Here is a 20,504-nt window from a genome sequence, read left to right as displayed (position 1 = left end):
CTCCCGCGCGCAAGGCATATACGGCGCCGGCATCCTGTTAGAGCTCGTCGGATGCCGGCGCCTGGGCATCCTTCCGCTAGACGACCGGCCCTTTACATATATTCCCAGCAATTTTTAAACCTTTCGCCCATATGGCCGCGCTCCGCATCTGTGGGGCTCTGCGGTCAGCGGAGGCCGTGGTGGCCCAACGCAGACTTAAGCGCGCGGGCGGCCCTGGCGCCGACCTCCTCGGGAACTTCGCCGAAAGCCCTCACCAAGACCTTCCTGCCCCCATCCGCGGAGGCCCAGCCTGCGAGGAACTCTATCCCGTTTGCCGTGGCAGTGGCGAAGCCCCCCACAGCCATATGGCAACCTCCGCCCACCTCTCTTAGGAACGTCCTCTCAGCTCTCGCCTCTAGGGCGGCTCTGGGATCGCTGGCCTTCCTCAACAGATCTACGATACCGCCGTCGTCTCTCCGCGCCACGGCGGCCACTATGCCTTGTCCAGGCGCCGGCGGGATCTCGTCGGGCTGGATTCTCTTGATCTTCACAGGCGCGCCCTCGCCGTATAGTCTCCTCACCCCGGCTTCGGCGAGCACCGCCGCATCGACGACGCCTGCCAACACCTTGTTCAACCTCGTGTCGACGTTGCCCCTAAGGGGCACTATATTTACGTCGGGCCTCAAGGCCTTCAAGAAGGCCGCCCGCCTCACGCTCGACGTGCCGATCTTGGCGCCTCGGGGCAGGTCCTGTATGCCGTACCCCTCCACGCTCGCGACCACATCGTACGGCGGATCTCTCCTCGAATATCCCGCCACCGTCAGCTCTTCGTGGATCTCCGAGGGCAGGTCCTTTAGGGAGTGCACAGCTATGTCGGCCTGCCCCCTCAACACGGCCAGGTTAACTTCTTTCTCGAAGACACCCTTGACGTTTATTGCATACAGAGGCCTATCTTGGACCAGATCCCCCACCGTCTTCACGACGACTATCTCAAACTCCAGATCGGGCTCGACCTCCTTTAGACTGCCGGCGAACAGCTCGGTCTGGAGCAGGCTCAGCCTGCTGCCTCTGGTAGCTATCCGCAACTTCACACGCTGGCCTAGTCCCTTTTAAAAAGGGAATACAGCTTAAATACACCCAACATAACGGGGGAGTGCCCGTCCTCGATAGGCTGTTTTCGGCATCTATAACGTTCAGGGAGGTGCCGACGGATAAGCTGGGTGAGCTGGGGAGGGGCGTCATGGAGCTCATCGGCGTTGCGCCGTATTTCCCCATCCCCCTCTTCGTCCTACATACGTGTAATCGGGTGGAGGTCTATGCCTGGGATGTCCCCCAGGCCGCCGCGGAGCTGGTCCTGGCCCACTATAAGGAATACGCCGACAGAGTCGTCTTGAGGAGGGGGCGCGAGGCCGCCCTGCATCTCCTCGAGGTTGCGGCCGGCCTGGACTCCATGCTGATCGGCGAGACGGACATACTGGGCCAGCTGGAGGAGGCCTACGACAGCCAGGTCAAGGCACACATAGCGCGGGAGCCCCTCAAGACCGTCGTGGAGCGCGCCATCAGGTTCGGCAAAATGGTGAGGACCCGCACCAACATCTCCAGGGGGCCTCGGGGACTCGGGAGCCTCGCAATAATATATGTAAGGGAGAAGTTCGGCGATCTGGGGAATCTAAGCGTGGGCGTCATAGGCGCCGGCTCCGTCGGCAGCGGGCTGGTCAAGGAGCTCAGGGATGGAGGCGCCGGCCGTATCTACGTTCTTAACCGCACGTTTGAGCGCGCCGAAGAGGTGGCGAGGAAGTACGGCGCCGTCGCCATGCCGCTGGACGGCGCAAGCGTGGCCGAATGCCTGAAGACCTGCGACGTTGTGTTCACGACCGCCCTCTCCTTCGAGCCGATAATAACCGAGATACCGCCGGGCAGCAGGGTGAAGGCCATAGTGGATCTCGGCGTGCCGGGAAACGTGCCGAGGGGTCTGCCCGTGAAGGTTGTGAGGCTGGAGGATCTCGAGGGCATAGCGGCGCGTTACAACAGGGAGAGGATCGGCGAGATAGAGAAGGCGAGGGCCCTCGCCTTGGAGGAGCTTGACAACGTAGAGAAGGCTGTCGCCAAGAGGATGGTGGAGATCGAGCTCGGCGAGTACATGCAATTCGTCGAGGTTGCAGCCAGGGAGGAGGCCTCCCGCGCGGGCTCCGACTCGTTGACGGCGGCTAGGTCCTCAGCCAAGAGGGCCGTTCTCCCTATCGTCGAAGCGCTGAGGGAGCTCGCGGGACAGGGCAAGGTCGAGGAGATACTCGAAATCGTAGAGGAGGCCAAGAAACGCGTCAAGAAGCCCGTCGCAGAGCGGCCTTCAGCTCCCTGAACGACTCCTCAAGAGAACGCAGGGATTGCTCGACGACCTCCCGCGTGTGGGCGGCCGTCGTGAAGTTCACCTCGTACTGGCTGGGGGCCAGATAGACGCCGTGCCTCAGCGCTATCTCGTGTAGCTTGAGGTATACCTTCTCGTCGCTTTTCCTCACGTCGTCGGGCGTTTTGACGTCGCCGCGCTTGAAGTACAGCTGGAACATGGACGATATGTGCTTCACGACGACGTCGAATCCGTATCTGCCCGCTATCTCCTCGATGCCCTTGGCGACGCGCTCGGCGGCTGCGTCGGCCACCTCATAGGGTCTGCCGGTCTCCAGCTCGCCGAGAACCGCCAGACCTGCGGCCATCGAGACGGGGTGGGCGTTGAAGGTGCCGGCGTTGTAGACCGGCCCGTTGGGCGCCACGAGATCCATGATCTCCGTGCTCCCGCCGAAGACGCCTATGGGGAAGCCGCCGCCTATCACCTTACCCAAGGTGGTCAAGTCGGGCCTCACGCCGAAGAGGCCCTGGGCGCCCGAGAGCCCCACCCTGAAGCCGGTGATCACCTCGTCCAGGATTAGGACCGCGCCCACTTTCTCCGTCTCCTCCCTCAGAGACTTGATGAAGTCTCTGTCCGGTATTATGAGGCCGTAGTTGCCGGCGATGGGCTCCGCGATAACCGCCGCGAGCCTATCCCCGACCTCCCTTACGGCGCGCTCGAAGGCAGCCACGTCGTTGTAGGGAGCCACGACGACGAGCTTGACCACGTCGGCCGGTATCCCGGCGCTCGTGGGGATGCCCCAGGTCGCCGCGCCGGACCCGGCCTTGACCAGCACGTGGTCGTGAGACCCGTGGAAGTTGCCGTCGAACTTTATTATCACGTCGCGCCTCGTGTAGCCTCTGGCGAGCCTTATGGCGTTCATGGTGGCCTCGGTCCCCGTGTTGACGAATCTGAGCTTGCGTATAGAGGGCACGTGGGACCTTATCCTCTCGGCTAACTCCACCTCCTGCTCGGTCAGCAGCGCATATATCCACCCCCTTCCCAGCTGCCGCTCGACCGCCTCCCGCACCTTTGGGTTGTTGTGGCCGAGCATTATGGCGCCGAAGGCCGAGCAGAAATCCACAAGGCGTCCGCGGTCAGTGAAGAGGTAGGGCCCGTCGGCCCCTAGGGCCACCAAAGGCGCGGCGAGATGTCTCAACGCCCTCGCTGGCGAGTTGACGCCGCCTGGAAACACGGCCCTAGCCCTATCCCATATGTCCATAGGTTAAAAATAGCGATGGTTTAAACTTTGTGGGTAGGGTCTTCATAGTCGGCGCCGGTCCAGGGGACCCTGAGCTGATCACGCTGAAGGGCCTGAGGCTGATCGAGACCGCCGACGCGATAGTGTACGACCGGCTGGTGCCCCAGGCATTGCTGTCGCGCGCCAGACCCCAGGCGCTTCTCGTCTACGTGGGGAAGAAGCCCGGGGGGCAGGGTCCGTCGCAGCAGGAGATAAACGAGATGCTGTATAATCTGGCGCTTAAGTACGACGTGGTGGTCAGGCTGCACGGCGGCGACCCCTTGGTGTTCGGCAGAGGCTTCGAGGAATGCGAATACCTCGCATCGCGGGGGATCCGTTGCGAGTTCGTGCCCGGCGTGACGAGCGGCCTCGCGGCCCCCGCCAAACACTATATACCGCCCGTGGCGAGAGGCACCGCCAGCTCGGTCGCCTTGGTGACGGGAAGGGAGGACCCCTCTAAGGGGAGGAGGCAGGTCGACTTCAAGAGGCTGGCGGCCGCGGTGGACACCATAGTTATCTATATGGGGGCCGCGTCGGCGAGAGAGATAGCCGCCGAATTGATGGAGGGCGGCCTCCCGCCCGACACGCCCGTCGCCGTGATAGAGTCGGCATTTTTCGAGGACGAGAGGTTCCGCGCGACTACGCTGGGCGGCCTAGATGCCGTGCGCAATCCCGCCGTGATAGTAGTGGGGAGAACTGTCGAAAGGGGGCTGCGGCTGAGGGAGGCGCTATGTCGATAGCGATAATCAGGATCAAGGAGGGGCCATGTCCCGAGGGAGCCCAATGCATATCCGTAGGGTCGATATCGCCGCGCACAAACATATCGATACCCGAGGGGGATTATCTGGTGGTCATGAGCCCCGCCGTGGCGAGGGCCGTGGACCTCGAGGCCGTCAGAGGCCGTTTCAGATGCGTCATATGCGTCGGCCCCGCCACCGCGTCCGCGGTAGGGGGTTGCGTCGTGCCGCGGGAATACAGCAGCTACGGCGTGGCCCGTCTGATCGGAGAGTTGGCCCCGGGAAGGGTCGTGGTCTTGAGGTCCAGCGCAGGCAACGACGTGTTGAGGAGGCTTCTGCCCGACGTCGTCGAGGTATCTGTGTACGATATATACATAGACGGGGAGAAGTTGAGGCAGGCCGCCGAAGCCGTCGCGAGGTCCAGCGTCGTCGTGCTGACCAGCGCCACAGTTGCGGAGAGCATCGCGCGGTTTGTCGACCTCAGCGGCAAGAAGGTGGTGGCCATAGGGCCTGTGACGTCGGCGCGTCTAAAATCTCTGGGCGTACCCCACGTGGTGGCCGCCGAGTCCACCATAGAGAGCGCGTTCAAGACCGCTATGGAGCTCCTGGGGTAGACTAATAAGCCCGGCCCCAACGCCCTCCATGAGGATCCCGCTGTGGGTGGAGGCCTCTAGGCTCAGGGTCGTCATCTTCGGCGGCGGCTCCGTGGGCACCAGAAGGGCTAGGTTGTTCGCGTCGGCCGGCGCCAAGGTCAGGGTGGTGGCGAAGGAGGTGAGCCCCGAGATAAGGGCCCTGGGCGTCGAGGTGAAGCTGGCAGACCTCAGCGAATACGACCCCGACGAGGACATAAGGTGGGCCGACGTGGTGGTCGTGGCCGTGGATAATGGGCCGCTCGCCGAGAGGCTGTTCACGCTGGCGGAGTCCATGGGCAAGCTGGTCAACGACGCAACGGATGCGGCCAGGACGCACGTGGTGGTCCCCTACTTCAGAGACGTGGAGGGCATAAAGGTGGCGACGACCAGCGAGGGAGCCGCCGGGACGCCGGCCCGCCTGTCGCTGGACCTAATAGAGGAATGCATAAGGGGGAGCTGGATACCCACCTTCTTCAAGGCGTACGCGGCGGCCAAGGAAGAGGCCAAGAGAAGGATAGGCGATGTGAGGCGCAGACTGGCGTTCTATAGAGAGCTTGCCGATGACGGCGAGTTCATGGACCACGTCAAGAGGGGGGACGTCGACTCCGCGTTGAGGAGGGCGCGAGAAATATTAAGTAAATACGTCTGACGCGCCATGCAGGTACAGCTGTTGTACCCCGTCTCGAGGCCTAGAAGGCTGAGGGCGAACAAGCTGGTGAGAGATGCGGTGGCCGAGACGTCGCTGTCGCCCGGCGCCTTCATAATGCCTATATTCGTCAAAGACGGCGTGGATAGAGAGCCCATAGGGTCTATGCCGGGCTACTTCAGATGGCCCGTCGGCGACGCCTTGGTCAAACACGTGGAGGAAGCGCTGGGCCTGGGAGTGGATAAGTTCATCCTCTTCGGGGTCTTGCCCGACGATCTGAAGGATCCGGAGGGCAAGGCGTCCTACGATCCCCAGGGCGTGGTGCCCCGGGCGATCAGGCTACTTAAGGAGGTCTTCGGCGACAAGATCCTCCTATTTGCCGACGTATGTCTCTGCGAGTACACCGACCACGGCCACTGCGGCGTGGTGGTCGGAGACGGCAAGAGATGGAGGGTCGACAACGACAAGACCATCGCCATATACGCCAGAGAGGCGGTTGTCTATGCGGACGCCGGCGTGGACTTCGTCGCGCCCAGCGGCATGATGGACGGCCAGGTGAGGGCGATAAGACAGGCGCTAGACGCCGCCGGCTATCAAGACGTGGGGATAATGGCGTATTCGGCCAAATACGCCTCCGCCTTCTACGGCCCCTTCCGCACCGCGGCGTCGTCGGCGCCTAAGTTCGGCGATAGGAGGACCTACCAGATGGATCCGCGCAACTCGCGGGAGGCCGTGAAGGAGGTCATGTTGGACTTGGAGGAGGGCGCCGACATAGTCATGGTCAAGCCCGCCCTGGCGTACCTAGACGTGATAAGGCTCGTCAAGGACTCGTTCCCCTGGTCGCCTCTTGCGGCCTACAGCGTGTCCGGCGAATACTCCATGGTAAAAGCCGCCGCCAAGATGGGCTATCTCGACGAGCGTCTGATCGCCCTGGAGGTCCTGTTCGGGATCAAGAGGGCCGGCGCCGATCTGATATTGACATACTACGCCCTAGACGCCGCCAAGTGGCTGGGGGAGGGCACGCCGTTTTGAGATCAGCAAGGAGTGAACCGGCAAGCCCGAGCCCATTTGGAGTCCTCATCATGTATAAACATCATGCCGAATTTTTAAATCACTGGGGTTGCCGGCGTCTCTGTACGTCCCATACGGGGGTGCTGACGCCGGAGGAGAACTTTTAAAGGTGGGGCTTTCAGGGGAGGCGTGTCTCAGCAAGGCAAACGGCTCGCTGTCTACAAGAAGATACTTCAGGACAACGTGAAGAGGTGGGTGGTCAAGGAGTTTCTTGAGTATAAACTGGCTAGGCTGGGCTACGTCGATTCGGAGATCTTGAAGACGCCTCTGGGGACCAGGATCGTTATATACGCCGAGAGGCCAAGCAGAATAATTGGTAAGAAGGGCGCCGTCGTGAAGGAGTTGAGCCAGATCCTGGGGTCCAAGCTGGGCGTGGAGAACCCCCAGATAGACGTGATAGATATCTCGAAGGTAGATGTGCCAGAGATGTTCCCCAAGGTCGTGGCCTATAGGATAGCCAACGCGATGGCCAAGGGCATAAGGTTCCGTAGGGCGGCCTTTATAGCGATTAGACAAGTCACCGAGGCTGGCGCCAGGGGGTTCGAGCTGGTCATAAGCGGCAAGCTATCCACGGAGAGGGCCAAGTTCGAGAAGTACAAGGTGGGCAAGATCTACAAGACGGGCTTCGACTCGACGAGAACCGTGAGGAGGGGCGTCGTCCACGTCTTGTTGAAGCCGGGCATATACGGCATAAGGGCCGCTATAGCGCCCGCAAGCGCCAGGTTTGCAGACGACTTCAAGCTGAAGCCTCCGGTCAGGCAGGAGGCACAGGCCCAGTAATGTTTTAAAACAGGCTGCATGTCGGCGATATGTCCTCGGCCCCCAAGAAATTGAACGCCAAAACCCTGAGGCAGATGGGCAGAGAGGACAGGCTGAAGTTGCTCGATCAGCTTAGGGCTGAATACGTCAAGTTGCAGACCCAGCGCGCCAGAGGCATCGTGGAGAATTCAGGCAGGATCAGGTTCGTGAGAAGGGCCATAGCGCGGATTTTGACCATAGAGCGCGAGGAGTCTAGGTGAGTTGCTGGGACCTCCTCGGCCGGAGGGTCAAGGCGATAAACTGCGGCCACGAGACCGAGGGCCTGGTCGTGGGGGAGAGCAGAGAGGCTCTGTATATACTCAGGGGCGCTGAGGTGGCGCTTGTGCCCAAGAGACTATGCGACTTCGTGGATCTCGACAGGGCGGTGTTGATAAGAGGCATATACTTGGTGGGCTATAGAGACGTGCGGCTGTTGAGCGAAAAGTGCCTACCTCCTGGCGAGAAGAGAGAGGGCGGATAGCTCGGCCTCGAAATCGCCGGGCGCGGAAATTATCACGGCGTTGACGTATCGTTCCAACAGCTCCACGTATTTAGCCAACGACTTGAGCTCCACCGAGGGCTGTCCAAGCCTCTCCACAAGCCCAGCGTTCCTCTCCGTCCTCAATATGACGTAGGGATATGCCTCGACCGTCGCCAGGTTCTCCAGAGACCTCGGGTCGTCGAGGTTCAGAACCAGATAGAAGTCCGCCCCTATCTTCAGCCTCTCGGCGTAGTTCCTCCGCATGCTCAACAGAACGCCGACCTTGAGCCCGTACTCCCTAGCTATGGACACAGCCTCCTCAGTGGCCAGATGGCCGACCGGCCGGCCGACCGACGGCGGATCCCCTGACAGCGGGACTACGTAGTCCAGCCCTAGGAGTCTGGCCGCTCCCAGCAGGGAGCGATACGCGAGCATGTTCAAGTCGCTTAGGCGTATGTGGACGATAGGCGTCAAGCCGGCCTCCCTGGCCAGATACGCCACGGCGATCGCGTGGGCGCTCGGCCTCCCGCCTGGGGAATCGGGCACATCCACCATGTCGGTGTAGTCTGATACGGCCTTAGCCCGGCTAACCACCGCGCGTCTGGACGTGGAGGGGGGTAGTTCGGCTATTATCCTCATTAGGGCAGGACCAACGGCATGAAGAGGCGCCCCCTCCCCTCGTAGAACTTGCTCAGAGTCTCGTAGAAAGTCAGACGGAGCGATTGGACCAGCGATATGAAGCCCTCGCCGACCGCTATGAGTATGTTGAATATAACGGCTATGGCGATGGCGCCGGCCATGTTGCCCGACTCGGCCACGGCCAGGGCCCACCCCATGGACAGCTTCGTGAATATGCCGTGCATCAATATCAATATCATAAGGCGGGCGAAGCTCGGCACGTTGGCAAGGCCGCCGAAGATGCCCTCCACCAAACCCACGGCCATCTCCAGCCCTATCGGCGGCTTCTCCTCGTATCCTCTATATTTAGCCGTGAGGGCCGCGGCGCCTGCCACGAGCAGCGCTATCGCGGCTACTAGGATATAGATCCAGGGGAGGTCTAGGACGTCGGCCATCAGCGGAGGCATGGGCAGGATAGGCTTGAGGAGTCCGAGCACTATCATGCCTGCCGATACGTAGATCAACAATATGGGAATGCCTATACCCAAGGCCATATCGCCTTCGCCCTCCAGGAGGAAGTTGGCTATCTTGAGCGAGAAGGAGCCGGCCATTATTATATAGCCGAAGAGCAGAGCCGCCAGAAGATCGGCGAATATGCCCTCGGTCTCCACGGCCGTCCCCATCTGCGGACCCACCACTGGCTGAAACATGTGGATCACCCCATCCCAGCCCAGCCCGAAGTAGGACAGAGGGAAGCCGAAAAACTCGCCGTAGACAACTCCGCCGAAGAACATGGAGAACGCGCCGGTCACCATCCAGATGACCCCCCAGTCCTTGTACCTCCCGCCGAAAAGGCTCTTGTAGAGCCACAGGCCGAATAGAAATAACAATAGTCCGTGGCCCAAGTCGCCGAACATCCAGCCGAAGAATATGGGAAACAATGCGGCGACCAACGCAGACGGGCTTATCTCGGAGGCGCTAGGCACCCCGTACATATAGGCTATCTTGTCCACAATCTGCCTGACCGGAGTCGGGAACCTCTCCAGAGTGGGCCTCCTCCTCGCCGGCACGTCCTGGAAGTACTTATACCGTATATTCCTAATTATATCGAGCCTGACGGACAGCGACCTGACGAGCTCGGCGAGAGCCTCGTCCACAACGCCCACATCGCGCTCCCTAGCGTAGAAAATAACCGTGCCGACATCCCTATGGGCGCGCCAGTCCCCATCGCCGTATGTGGAGTATTCCCTATAGACCTCCTCGAGGCTTCTCAACTCGCCCTCCCTATTTCTCAACGACCGCTCCACGGAGTTAAGAGTCTCCTCTACAACCTTCAGGGAGGAAGCCACATCATCTAGGTATTGCCTAGGGATCTTTATGCCCCTTAGCCCATCTCTAGCCAAATATGCCTCTTTATTACCCAACATTACTTTAGTAGCTCCACCGGGTTCCCCCATCTCTACATATAGAGCTAATCCATCGGGCAGCTTCACGCTGTTTGCGCCGGATGCCTTAAGCCCAACTAGGGCCTCCCTTATGGCCGACAAGTCGTGGAGCTCGGACTTCAGCCGCTCGATCTCGGCCGATAGCGATGTGAGCAGATGCCCCGTCTCCTCGCCCTCTGACAACGCCGATTTGTTGAATGTGTCGAGTACAATCGATAGCGTATATCTTAATGTGTAAACGAAATCTATAGAGTTTTTATATTTATTAATTTTATCTCTCAATTCGTTGTATAATTTATCCATTCTGTCTTTTAAGGAAGCGGGGTCCTCGAGGATCTCCAAGTACTCCGGCCGGAGCACCTCGAGCCCAAGCTTAGATAGAGTCGATAGAAGAAGTCTGCTCCTATCCTTATCCACAGATATAACGGCGGCGTCGCCAACCGAGATGAACGCCGCGCCCAGATCTTTAGACAGATTGATCAGCTCCTGGGCGTATTTGCCAGGTATAACTATGAAGTTGTCAATAGCTTCGGTCTTAGGGAACCGGCGGCCTCTCAACTGATCCAACGCGGTAGACAGCTGGAGTTTCCGCCTTAAGTCCTGTAGCTCTTGGGCGTAGTTCTTAACCTCGTCGAATATAGGCATGAGGTCGTTCAACGCTTTATCTAGCAAGCGGGAGATAGGTTCCCTTGGTAAAGCGACTATATTCGGCTTATAGTATTGAGATAATAGAGATAGGATTTCGTCGAGCTTCTTGACGTCACGTTGTATTTCTGGATCTCTAGGCCTCGCCAGCCTCTGAGGCCTTTCTTCGAACATGGCAACACCGGTCTTTCCTATGTAGAATATTAAATCGGGCAGAACATCGACCGGCGCGGCTATCCTGAATTCCACTACGCGCTCAAGAGGCACTAGCGAGGAGAAATCTCGGTTATTAAATACTGACCTCACAGCTGGATCGAAGGGCGATATGTACAGACTGATAAATTATATTTCATATTATAATATTATATTTCATTTTAATATAAAATCGAAAATATAATATTATATAACACTTAAATAAATCTAAGAATTCGGCAACATGGAAAGTCGAAAATAATCATGAATAACAAAATTTTAAATAATCTTTAGAGACGCTGGGTCTATGTCGATTATACCGATTATAGGGCTATCTGTCGGCGCCCTCGGTCTGCTATACGCTATCTACCTAGCTAGATGGGTTCTGAGACAGAACCCAGGTACGGAAAAGATGGTGTTCATAAGCAACGCCATAGCGACGGGCGCTCGTGCCTATCTATTCAGACAATACAGGACTTTATCAATACTTTTAATTATATTGGCCGTAGTTATATATGTAGCTGTGGATATGACCAAAGGGTTGCCGGGGCTCACCGCTATCGGCTTCGTGGTTGGCGCCTTGGGATCCATGCTGGCGGGCTACCTCGGCATGTACGTAACCACAAGATCCGCCTCGCGGGTGGCGCAGGCGGCGGCGGACGGCGGAATGGGCAAGGCCTTATTGGTGTCCTGGCGCGCCGGGGCCGTCATGGGCCTCTCGCTTGCAAGCGTCGCCCTGCTGTTGATCTCCGGATTTTACCTGATATTTAGGTCAGTTACGCCGGGGGAGTGGGCCACTCCGCTGGTGGCCCTCGGCTTCGGCGCAAGCTTGGTTACGCTCTTCATGAGGGTCGGCGGTGGCATATATACGAAGGCGGCCGACCTCGGGGCAGACCTGGTGGGCAAGATCGAGGCGGGGATACCCGAGGACGACCCGAGGAACCCGGGTGTGATAGCCGATAACGTGGGCGACAACGTGGGGGACGTCGCCGGCATGGCGGCCGACGTGTACGAATCTTACATAGTTACCGTGACCGCCGCCATATTCCTGGCCGACATATTGGGTCTATCGTCGGCCTATATCGAGGGAGTTATACTTATTGCGTCGTTGGCGCTTATTGCGACCTTCGTCGGCGTGAACCTGTTGAGGACGAAGAATGTAAAGAATCCAATGAGCTCTATCAGTTTCGCCATATACGTCACAATAGCGCTGTCGATTATTCTGTTCTTCGCCGGCGTCTTCGCGTTGGGGCTAGGCGTTGTGGAGGCGATCGCCATGGCCTTGTCGGCGGCTCTGGGCGCCATCGTGGCGCCGCTCGTGGTTAAAATAACCGATTACTACACCTCCTATAACTACAGACCCGTAAAGGAAATAGCGGAACAGACCAAGATAAGCCCGGCCACCGTAATAGTGACAGGATACGGCATCGGTCTGACAAGCGCCGTGCCCACATTGCTCGTGATAGTGGCCGTCTTGGGGATTTCCTACGCCATAGGCTTCTCCGCGTTTCATGTAACCGGCTTCGGGAGCTATGGCCCGTATCTGGCTGGAATATTCGGCACGGCTCTGGCCTCCGTCGGCCTATTGGCCATAGCGGGAATAATAATAACTGCGGATTCCTACGGCCCCGTCAGCGACAACGCCAACGGCGTAGTCGAGATGGCCGGCCTCCCCGAAAGCGTCAGAAATATTACCGATGTATTCGATTCCATAGGCAATACCACCAAGGCCACGACTAAGGGCTATGCGGTAACCAGCGCCGCGCTTGCCGCCCTCGTGCTGTTCATAGCGCTTATGTTTGAAATTATGAAGTCCATGGCGCAAATACTGAATCAACAACTTGTTTCTTTATTGACAGGATCTGCTTCTAATACATCTATTATAACTCAGATATCTATTATAAATCCCAATGTACTAGTTGGTGCATTTATAGGCGTAATGATCGTCTATTTCTTCACCAGCAGGACCTTGACGGCGGTCGGGAGGACTGCTATGGAGATAGCGGAGGAGATAAGGAGGCAGTTCCGGGAGAAGCCCGGAATCCTCGAGTGGAAGGAGCAACCCGACTACGCTAGAGTAGTCGATATAGCGACTAGGAGGGCCCTCAGAGAGTTTCTGTTGCCCGGCTTGGTGGTGATAGTGGTGCCTCTGGCGACCGGCTTCATACTCGGCTGGCAGGCGCTGGCCGGCCTGATCCTGGGCGCTTTGGTCTCCGGAGTCCCTCGGGCCTTGCTGATGGCTAATTCAGGCGCCGCTTGGGACAATGCCAAGAAGTATATCGAGCTACAGGGTTTGAAGAAAACCGAGCAACACAAGGCGGCCGTCGTCGGCGATACTGTAGGCGATCCGTTTAAGGACACATCCGGCCCGTCTTTAAACCCGCTGATAAAGGTATTGAACACGCTATCCGTGGTGTTCGCATTTGCTATAGTATCTGCCAATGTGTATATGGCAATTGCCCTGACTGGTTTGCTTCCGTTTTAAATAATCATTTAGGGAAAAACTAAAAAATCCTTTTATCTTTTGCTCCAGTGTAGATGTATCCCCCTGAGAGCGAGGAGGGGAACAGGGAGTATAAGTTGATGGTTAGAGATGTAGATCTCGAGCGTCTTGCGGGTCAGATGAAACGCCGGCTGGTGGAGGGCGGTGGCGAGGCGTTCTATCTAATAGGTGTATCCGACGACGGCAAGCCGCTCGGCCTGAGCGACGGAGACCTCAGGGAGGCGCTCTCGGTCGTGGAGAAGGCTGCGGAGAGGATAGGGGCAGTGGCGTATTTAGTGGGGCTGAGGGAGGGATTGAGGGGGAAGGTGGCCGAGGTATTGATAAGGAACAGGGCGGGCGAGGACAATCCGCCTCCGGTCGTCCACGTGGTGGCTATGGGCAACGTGGATGCCGGCAAGTCGACGCTTATAGGCGTGTTGATCACCGGCCGTCTGGACGATGGGAGGGGAAGCGCGAGGGTCTACGCGGCCCGCTTTAAGCACGAGGTGCTCACGGGCCGCACGTCGGCTATATCCACGAGGCTTATGGGCTTCAAGGGCTACAAAGTAGTCAACGCGGATCTGCCCGACCCGCTGGACGAGGCGTCGGTCTATCTAAACTCCGATAAAGCCATTTTGTTTATAGATATAGGAGGCCACGAGGGCTACCTCAGAACCTCTCTGAGAGGCATCTTGGGAAACGCGCCGGACTACGGGATGCTGGTTGTCGCCGCCAACTCCGGCGTCCAGAGGATGACGAAGGAGCATCTGGCCGTGGCCGTGGCCATGAACCTACCGGTCTTTGTGGTGGTGACTAGAGTGGACATAACGCCCAAAGCCGTCCTAGAGAAGACACTCGAAGATGTGGCGGGCGTGCTGAAGATGCCAGGCGTCAGCAAGGTCCCGTACGTGGCCAAGAACGACGAGGATGCGGTTATCGCCGCAAAGATCATGCCCACGGGGCGCGTCGCGCCTATATTCCTTGTCTCCAACGTGACGGGCGAGGGGCTGGACAGGCTAAGGCGTTTTCTGTCCCTACTGCCCAAGAGACTTCACTGGAGGGGCTCGGGCCCTCCGACCCTCTATATTTCCGAGATATATAAGGTTCGGGGAGTGGGCACGGTGGTGGGGGGTTTGCTCGAAGGCGGCCGGCTGATCTCAGGCCAAAAAGTCCTCGTGGGTCCTACGGACGACGGCGGCTGGAGGCCCGTCAGGATAAAATCGATACAAGTAAACAGGATCTCCGTGGCCTCGGCGAGCCCTGGACAGTACATAACCGTAGCGATAGAGGGCTTTGAGGACGTACGTAAGGGCATGGCCCTCACGTCGGAGCCTCTGAAGTCGGCTGTCAGGCTAGGAGCCGACGTGATAGTCCTGAGACATCCGACGGTGATAAGGCCCGGCTTTACGGGCGTGTTGCATCTAAGGTCGATAAGGTCGCCCGCCACGATAACGTGGATAGATAAAGGCGCGTTGATGATGGGTGATGTGGGCAAGATAGAGCTGAGGCTGTCGCGGCCCTGGGCTGTGCCCAACGGCGAGAGGTTCATATTCAGGAACGGCCCGACGAGGGTGCTGGGCCGTGTGATCCATATATATTAATAGGTGTCCGTTACCGCCAGTGCTAATACCTCCGCCTTTGTGTAAGGTAGTTAGATGCGACGACCTGGAGCGGCTGACCTTGGACGAGGCCCTCAGGGAGCTCCAGAAGACGGACGAGGTGGAGGCGCTGAGGCCCAACATCTACGCCGTGAGGTACGACTTCGGGAGAATTACGCCATCTATGATAAATGACTATGAGTATTGCCCCCGTCTACTCTGGGTACAGGCGAGGCTCGGGAGGAAGTTCCTTACGCGCAGATCGCTGGTGGCCCTCATAAGGGGCCGTCTGCTCCATGAAAGATACGAGAGGATGCTCTCGGCCGCGGAGGACGTCTTGGCCGAATACAGGATCGAGCTGGGCGATATGGTCGGGGTTGTGGACCTCGTGTTTAGGCGTAACGAGAAGATGATACCTGTTGAGATAAAGAGCGGCGTAACGACAAGGGAGTCCCACGTGAAGCAACTACAGATATACATAGAGCTGTTAAAGGCGGATTTCGGATATCTTGTCTATAGGAACAAGGTGGAAAGGATAGAGCGCAATCCAGAAGCCGCCAAGGTGCTCGACGAAATAAGGAATGTCCTGAAAAGCTCCGAGCCGCCGCCCGTTGACAGAGGGCGTTGCAGAGGTTGTCCATTTAGATCAATATGTGATATATATTCTAAATAGTACTATAGATATGCAAATAGAGTAAAACGATTAATATGATAAGTAGATAGGGTACTTTAGATAGATATAAGAATAAAGAAATCTATAAAAAGGGCGGAGCCGCCACGATCCATGTCGGCATATTACATAGAGTATCTGGATATGCCGCCGTTCACGGCATATGTGGTCTATGGCCTAGCTATCCTCTCTGTTGTTTCGCTTATCTATTTTACTGATAGGCTTCTACGCGAGCTTGGTGGCATTAAAATACTTATCAAATATATATTTAAAAAGAAATCATATAGATTTATTTATGAATTTATAATACATCGCAGATTTTTTATTGAAGAAGCTCTGGGCGGCGTGGCTCACTATCTATTGATGATAGGGCTGGGGATCTCGCTGGTGGCGACCATAATAGTCGCTGTGACTCACTATGCGGATATAACATACGGCGGTCCCGTGTTCTTGGCATTTAGGTTTTTGCTGGACATAGCCGCAGTACTTTTGCTCATAGGCCCCCTACTGGCTATATATAGAATTACTAAATATAAAACTATATATAATAATTATAAAGAATATATAGCAGTATTAATAGGATTCATAATTATAAGTTTAACAGGAATGATACTACAGAGATATAGGGTCGAGTATTATTTCGGCGGCCCAACCCCTTGGTCTCCTCTATCCTATCTGCTCCCGACACCGTCACGTGAATTATATATATATTCATATTTTATACATATAACGATTGTATTTTTATTAATTGCGATAATACCATTAACTATATTGAGGCATATGGAGTTATCATTTATAAATTATGTAGAAATAGATAGAGGATACGGCGAGCTCACCACTCCGTTTGACCTAGAGAAGATAGTTGAAAGCGGCCAGACCGAAGTAAAAATCGGCGTGAAGTCGAAGGCGGATTTGGACTTGCTTCACAGAGTTATGGCCGATGCTTGTACGAGATGTAATAGATGCGAAGATGTATGTCCCGCTACTAAGGCAGGCCGTCCGCTCAGCCCGCGCATCCTTATAAACAAGATATCTGAGGCCAAAGCCGATAAATCGCTCTTTGAGCTAGGGCTTCAGGAGGATGAAGTATGGGCGTGCACGACATGTGGCGCATGTATGGCGTCTTGTCCTGTTTATATAAGACATGTTGATTATATTATAGATATTAGAAGAAGTCTTGTTTTCGAATCCAAGTTGGACCAGAAGAAATCTGATTTATTAATGTCTTTGAGCCAATATGGCAATACCCAGATGCAAAGTAACTATGGGAGACACGACTGGCTGAGGGAATTGGGCGTTAAGACTGTCAGCGAGAATCCCAACTTCGAGTATCTGCTGTGGGTTGGCTGCATGGGTAGTTTCGACAATAGAACTAGACAAATCATAAAGGCATTTGTGGGCGTACTTAGGGAGGCAGGTCTTCTAGACAAGATAGCGGTGCTCGGCGATGAGGAGACTTGTTGTGGCGACCCCGCCAGAAGGTTGGGCGAAGAGAGCAGATTCCAAGAGATCGCTCTTAATAATAAGAATTTATTCAATAAATATAATGTAAAAAATATAATTACTATATGTCCGCATGGATATAATACATTTAAGAATGAATATAGGCGCTTCGGAGTGCAGCTCAACGTCTATCACCACGTAGAGTTTCTAAGCCAGCTAGTGGAGGCGGGGAAGATAAAGATAAACGGCGGCGTTGGTACTTATGCCATACACGATCCCTGTTATCTCGCCAGGCAGAACAAGGTCGTGGAGCCTCAGCGGAAGATCGTCGTAAGGCTTGGCGAGCTGAGGGAGGCCAAGCTACACGGCGAGAGAACCTTCTGTTGCGGGGCGGGCGGCGCCAATTATTGGTATGATGTCAAGGAGGAGAGGCGTATAAGCCACATAAGGCTTGAGCAGTTGATGGAGACGGGGGCATCGACGATAGTTACGCTTTGCCCATTCTGCAACGCCATGCTGTCTGACGCCGCGAGGAACAAGGAGGCTAGTGTCTCAATAAAGGACCTTGCCGAGATAATTTACGAGAACTTAGTTGGTCGCTCTAGCTGACTCTCTCCTCAAACCCTAAAGCAAGGCTTTTGCTGCTCTAAATAAATAGGGGCATATTTCCTACATGATTTTCCTGGTGCTATTGGCCATAGGCGCTGTGACGGCAACTTGGCACCTAGTGACTACCTTCCTGTCGTCGGAGGGCCAGGCCAACGGCGTATATGACGATGACGATGATGGAGTCTACGTCGTGATGCCGTCTTGTAGAGATGAGAATCTGTTCGAGACGCTCCCTAAGTGGCTAACCCAAAACTACAGAAATTATAAAGTGGCTGTGATCGAGGACTGCGGCGATATGGGTCTGGTGGAGCCCTACAAGCTCAAGCCCTCCGGCATCGTGAGGACTCCCAGACCTCTCCGGGTCTTCTCCAACGAGCAGCTGATATTATTCATGAGGGAAGGCAGATTTGGGCTGAAGGGAGGCGCCTTGAACGACGCGATAAGAGGCCTTATGTCGTTGAAGCCGCTCCGGAACCCCAAATACGTGATCTTCGTCGACAGCGATCATGAACCCCCCGACTTCGACTTCATCAGGAGGGCCGTCTCAACCATAAAGAGACTGGGGGTTGACCTGGTGCAAGGGGTCCAGAGGCATCTATATCTGGGCTCCTCGCTCGATGCGTTGGTCTCAGTATCCCACGACATATCGGGGACCATGCTGGTGGGCAGAACCCGTCTGAACATGATGCCCATATTCACGGGCTCGACGGCTATAGCGAGGCTGGAGCCCATCGTCAAGCTTTGGTTTTCGGAGGATACGGTAACCGAGGACCTAGATCTTTCTGTCCGTATGTGGCTCAACGGCTATTCCATAGCGGCGACCTGGGGGCTCTACACATGGGGCAGGCCCCCCCGCAACCTTAAGTCGTACTTCAAACAACAGCTGAGGTGGGCCTCGGGCACCATCAAAGTGTTTCTAAGGTATCTAGTCCCGGTCATCAAGAGCGACATCCCCATGGCCAGAAAGATTGATTTCTTCTTCCAGGGTACCGTATTCGCCACGAGCTCGGTTTACGTAGCCATAATAGTGTTGCTCATATACAGGCTGGTAATGGGGCCGCAACTCACCGTGCCTGAAATAGTTCTGCTTCTCTACCTGTTTTCGGCGGGTCTTGCCATCGATATATATGTGGAGTCCAAATACCACACTCCGACAAGGCCCGACATCTTGGCTCCGTTCTTGGAGCTCGTGACGGCGTTTGTGCACATAGCCGGCACGGCGCTCGGGATTATGGGCAGGGAGTACGGCTGGGTTAGAACCCAGAGGAAATTAGCCAGCGCGGTTAGATAGACCTAGCTGTTCCGTTCGCCGTTTATGAACTCGATCACCGCTCTATAGGCCTCCTCGGGGGGCATATGTAGCGGCGGGTTCTTGAAGCCCCAAGCCGAGGCGCTGTATATAGGACCTCCTATATGTCTGTCTAGAGCAAGTTTGGCGAGTCTTATCGCGTCGGAGACCACCGCGGCGCTGTTCCAAGCGTCGTGCACCTCCAACTCCACCCTTATGTTGATGGGGACTCCGCCGAATATACGCCCTTCTATCAACATATGCGCTATCTTCCTATCGCCAAGAAACGGTATGTAGGCAACCGGGGCTATATACGCATTGAAGTCCTGCCCCTCGGCCATCTTCTTGACCGCCGCGGTCTTCGTCTTTTCCTTATCGCCTCTTCTGTACATCAGATTGACGAAATCTGGCGTACCGCCTACGTTTATCTGGTAGGTATCCATCACGGAGACCCCCCTTAGGGACAGTAGATGTATGAGCGTCTTGTGCAACACGGTGGCCCCTATCTGGTTCTGAGTGTCGTCGCCTAACAGCGGCACCTCCCTCTCGGCGAATTTTCGCTGCCAGACCTCGCTGGTCGCAATAGGCGCTGGCATGGCGTTTATGAACGCCGACCTAGTCCTCAGGGCCGCCTCGGCATAGGCCTCGGCGGCTTTTCTAGCCCCCGTCGGCAGATAGTTGACCAACACCTCCGTGTTGGTCGACTCAAGCTCCCTCACGACGTCCTCAAGAGAGCCTTCGACCACCTTATCGACTATATTGCCCTCGGGCTTCCCGTCGAGAACGGGCCCGGCCTTGACGACGACGCCCAGTTTTCCGGGCTGATAGACCTTCGTAGCGTTGTTCGGCGGCGAGAATACGGCCTCAGCGAGGTCTTTGCCCACCTTACGTGCATCTATGTCGAAGGCCGCGGCAAACTCTATATCGGTCACCGTGTAGTTGCCGATCTTCTTGAACGCCACCAGAGGCTCCAGCTCAGGATATCGCCTATACATCTCGACCCCTTGCACCAAGGCTGAGGCGCAGTTGCCCACGCCCGCTATCCCGACCCTAATGGGCATGTCCATCTAAACAGATCTGTTAATAAATTATTCTGTAAGCATAAGCATTTAAACTCGCCCGTACGATGCGTTGATGCCCACCAGGGCGTATCTGAAGTTCCGGAACTGCATAGGCAAGGGCAACCTATGGCTCTACGCCGTGGCCATACTGCTGAGGGAAGGCCCTCTCCACGGATACGGCATCATATCTCGCCTAAGAGCCCTTGGCTTCAATATAAGCAACGTCTATGGGTACGTCCTCCTGAAAAGAATGGTGGCGGACGGAGTCCTCGCAGAGAGGGATGAGGCAGGCAGAAAGGTCTATGTCGTGAGCGAGGAGGGCCTTAGATCCTACAGAGTCGCCGTAAACGAGATGAAAAACCTGCTGAAGTTCCTGGAGATAGAGCCCTAGACCTCCACCGAGTCTAGGAACCTCAGGCGTTTAGGCACAGGCGGGTGATCGGACAGAATTTCCTGAACGCCGCCGACATCCATGCGCTTCAGCCT

Annotated in this window: 19 protein-coding genes; 14 read left to right on the top strand and 5 right to left on the bottom strand. The window is 56.3% G+C overall.

All coding sequences use genetic code 11. The annotated features are described in order from the left end of the window. Window positions 1–164: 164 nt before the first annotated feature. The gene (gene hemC, locus B7L68_RS06670) at window positions 165–1,070 is read right to left on the bottom strand and encodes a hydroxymethylbilane synthase (protein WP_081246904.1); all 906 of its coding nucleotides are present in this window, start codon (window positions 1,068–1,070) and stop codon (window positions 165–167) included. A 62-nt stretch (window positions 1,071–1,132) separates the two neighbouring features. Between hemC and B7L68_RS06665 the strand changes: the two genes are divergently transcribed. Further along, a complete protein-coding gene (locus B7L68_RS06665; RefSeq protein WP_081246903.1) occupies window positions 1,133–2,338 on the top strand; it encodes an NAD(P)-binding domain-containing protein in 1,206 nt (401 codons plus the stop codon). Here the strand turns inward: B7L68_RS06665 and B7L68_RS06660 are convergent. Next, the gene (locus B7L68_RS06660) at window positions 2,301–3,584 is read right to left on the bottom strand and encodes a glutamate-1-semialdehyde 2,1-aminomutase (RefSeq protein WP_081246902.1); all 1,284 of its coding nucleotides are present in this window, start codon (window positions 3,582–3,584) and stop codon (window positions 2,301–2,303) included. The two genes, B7L68_RS06665 and B7L68_RS06660, sit on opposite strands and share 38 nt — an antisense overlap. 29 nt (window positions 3,585–3,613) lie before the next feature. Here B7L68_RS06660 and cobA point away from each other — a divergent pair, with 29 nt between their 5' ends. From cobA to B7L68_RS06625, 7 genes are all read left to right on the top strand, one after another. Next, the gene (gene cobA / locus B7L68_RS06655) at window positions 3,614–4,342 is read left to right on the top strand and encodes a uroporphyrinogen-III C-methyltransferase (RefSeq protein WP_081246901.1); all 729 of its coding nucleotides are present in this window, start codon (window positions 3,614–3,616) and stop codon (window positions 4,340–4,342) included. After that, the gene (locus tag B7L68_RS06650) at window positions 4,333–4,953 is read left to right on the top strand and encodes a uroporphyrinogen-III synthase (protein ID WP_081246900.1); all 621 of its coding nucleotides are present in this window, start codon (window positions 4,333–4,335) and stop codon (window positions 4,951–4,953) included. The genes cobA and B7L68_RS06650 overlap by 10 nt, the downstream gene beginning before the upstream one ends. A gap of 28 nt (window positions 4,954–4,981) precedes the next feature. Beyond that, window positions 4,982–5,620 carry a bifunctional precorrin-2 dehydrogenase/sirohydrochlorin ferrochelatase gene (locus B7L68_RS06645; RefSeq protein ID WP_081246899.1) on the top strand — a complete coding sequence of 213 codons (639 nt, stop codon included), beginning with the start codon at window positions 4,982–4,984 and terminating at the stop codon, window positions 5,618–5,620. Window positions 5,621–5,626: 6 nt separating this feature from the next. Then, window positions 5,627–6,649, top strand: a complete 1,023-nt coding sequence (hemB, locus tag B7L68_RS06640) for a porphobilinogen synthase (protein ID WP_081246898.1) — start codon at window positions 5,627–5,629, stop codon at window positions 6,647–6,649. A 168-nt stretch (window positions 6,650–6,817) separates the two neighbouring features. Beyond that, window positions 6,818–7,468, top strand: a complete 651-nt coding sequence (locus B7L68_RS06635) for a 30S ribosomal protein S3 (RefSeq protein WP_081246897.1) — start codon at window positions 6,818–6,820, stop codon at window positions 7,466–7,468. 29 nt (window positions 7,469–7,497) lie between these two features. After that, a complete protein-coding gene (rpmC, locus tag B7L68_RS06630; protein WP_081246896.1) occupies window positions 7,498–7,707 on the top strand; it encodes a 50S ribosomal protein L29 in 210 nt (69 codons plus the stop codon). After that, a complete protein-coding gene (locus tag B7L68_RS06625) occupies window positions 7,704–7,967 on the top strand; it encodes an RNase P/RNase MRP subunit p29 (protein ID WP_081246895.1) in 264 nt (87 codons plus the stop codon). The genes rpmC and B7L68_RS06625 overlap by 4 nt, the downstream gene beginning before the upstream one ends. Here B7L68_RS06625 and B7L68_RS06620 read toward each other — a convergent pair. Together B7L68_RS06620 and B7L68_RS06615 are read right to left on the bottom strand one after the other, a co-directional pair. After that, entirely contained in the window at window positions 7,935–8,606 is a 672-nt protein-coding gene (locus B7L68_RS06620; RefSeq protein ID WP_081246894.1) for a 5,10-methylenetetrahydrofolate reductase, read from the bottom strand. The two genes, B7L68_RS06625 and B7L68_RS06620, sit on opposite strands and share 33 nt — an antisense overlap. Continuing rightward, a complete protein-coding gene (locus B7L68_RS06615; RefSeq protein ID WP_081246893.1) occupies window positions 8,606–10,942 on the bottom strand; it encodes a V-type ATPase 116kDa subunit family protein in 2,337 nt (778 codons plus the stop codon). Before B7L68_RS06615 ends, B7L68_RS06620 begins: the two co-directional genes overlap by 1 nt. Before the next feature lie 232 nt (window positions 10,943–11,174). On the opposite strand from B7L68_RS06615, the gene B7L68_RS06610 reads away from it, so the two are divergent. The 5 genes from B7L68_RS06610 (at window position 11,175) to B7L68_RS06590 (ending at window position 18,960) form a co-directional block, all read left to right on the top strand. Further along, a complete protein-coding gene (locus B7L68_RS06610) occupies window positions 11,175–13,352 on the top strand; it encodes a sodium-translocating pyrophosphatase (RefSeq protein WP_081246892.1) in 2,178 nt (725 codons plus the stop codon). 53 nt (window positions 13,353–13,405) lie between these two features. Further along, a complete protein-coding gene (locus B7L68_RS06605) occupies window positions 13,406–14,950 on the top strand; it encodes a GTP-binding protein (protein WP_081246891.1) in 1,545 nt (514 codons plus the stop codon). 19 nt (window positions 14,951–14,969) lie between these two features. Continuing rightward, the gene (cas4, locus tag B7L68_RS06600; protein WP_081246890.1) at window positions 14,970–15,620 is read left to right on the top strand and encodes a CRISPR-associated protein Cas4; all 651 of its coding nucleotides are present in this window, start codon (window positions 14,970–14,972) and stop codon (window positions 15,618–15,620) included. A gap of 111 nt (window positions 15,621–15,731) precedes the next feature. Further along, window positions 15,732–17,669 (top strand): (Fe-S)-binding protein, encoded by a 1,938-nt coding sequence (locus B7L68_RS06595; protein WP_081246889.1) that lies wholly within the window; start codon window positions 15,732–15,734, stop codon window positions 17,667–17,669. 64 nt (window positions 17,670–17,733) lie between these two features. Further along, window positions 17,734–18,960 (top strand): glycosyltransferase, encoded by a 1,227-nt coding sequence (locus tag B7L68_RS06590; RefSeq protein ID WP_238136363.1) that lies wholly within the window; start codon window positions 17,734–17,736, stop codon window positions 18,958–18,960. Window positions 18,961–18,962: 2 nt separating this feature from the next. On the opposite strand, the gene B7L68_RS06585 is transcribed toward B7L68_RS06590, so the two are convergent. Continuing rightward, window positions 18,963–20,018, bottom strand: coding sequence for an inositol-3-phosphate synthase (locus B7L68_RS06585; protein WP_081246888.1), 1,056 nt, complete (start codon window positions 20,016–20,018; stop codon window positions 18,963–18,965). 73 nt (window positions 20,019–20,091) lie between these two features. Between B7L68_RS06585 and B7L68_RS06580 the strand changes: the two genes are divergently transcribed. Beyond that, window positions 20,092–20,409 carry a PadR family transcriptional regulator gene (locus tag B7L68_RS06580; protein WP_081246887.1) on the top strand — a complete coding sequence of 106 codons (318 nt, stop codon included), beginning with the start codon at window positions 20,092–20,094 and terminating at the stop codon, window positions 20,407–20,409. Window positions 20,410–20,504 lie beyond the last annotated feature (95 nt).

The organism is Thermoproteus sp. CP80, assembly GCF_002077075.2.
Classification (GTDB): Archaea; Thermoproteota; Thermoprotei; order Thermoproteales; family Thermoproteaceae; genus Thermoproteus.
The sequence above is the reverse complement of the archived record's forward strand: the minus strand, read 5'-3'. Positions and strand labels throughout refer to the sequence as shown.

Bases quoted from the DNA above. Each gene is read 5' to 3' on its own strand.
- hemB (WP_081246898.1), top strand. From the start codon at position 5,627: ATGCAGGTACAGCTGTTGTACCCCGTCTCGAGGCCTAGAAGGCTGAGG.
- B7L68_RS06620 (WP_081246894.1), bottom strand. From the start codon at position 8,606: ATGAGGATAATAGCCGAACTACCCCCCTCCACGTCCAGACGCGCGGTG.
- B7L68_RS06610 (WP_081246892.1), top strand. From the start codon at position 11,175: ATGTCGATTATACCGATTATAGGGCTATCTGTCGGCGCCCTCGGTCTG.
- B7L68_RS06660 (WP_081246902.1), bottom strand. From the start codon at position 3,584: ATGGACATATGGGATAGGGCTAGGGCCGTGTTTCCAGGCGGCGTCAAC.
- B7L68_RS06580 (WP_081246887.1), top strand. From the start codon at position 20,092: ATGCCCACCAGGGCGTATCTGAAGTTCCGGAACTGCATAGGCAAGGGC.
- B7L68_RS06595 (WP_081246889.1), top strand. From the start codon at position 15,732: ATGTCGGCATATTACATAGAGTATCTGGATATGCCGCCGTTCACGGCA.
- B7L68_RS06650 (WP_081246900.1), top strand. From the start codon at position 4,333: ATGTCGATAGCGATAATCAGGATCAAGGAGGGGCCATGTCCCGAGGGA.
- B7L68_RS06605 (WP_081246891.1), top strand. From the start codon at position 13,406: ATGTATCCCCCTGAGAGCGAGGAGGGGAACAGGGAGTATAAGTTGATG.
- B7L68_RS06585 (WP_081246888.1), bottom strand. From the start codon at position 20,018: ATGCCCATTAGGGTCGGGATAGCGGGCGTGGGCAACTGCGCCTCAGCC.
- B7L68_RS06590 (WP_238136363.1), top strand. From the start codon at position 17,734: ATGATTTTCCTGGTGCTATTGGCCATAGGCGCTGTGACGGCAACTTGG.
- B7L68_RS06645 (WP_081246899.1), top strand. From the start codon at position 4,982: ATGAGGATCCCGCTGTGGGTGGAGGCCTCTAGGCTCAGGGTCGTCATC.
- rpmC (WP_081246896.1), top strand. From the start codon at position 7,498: ATGTCCTCGGCCCCCAAGAAATTGAACGCCAAAACCCTGAGGCAGATG.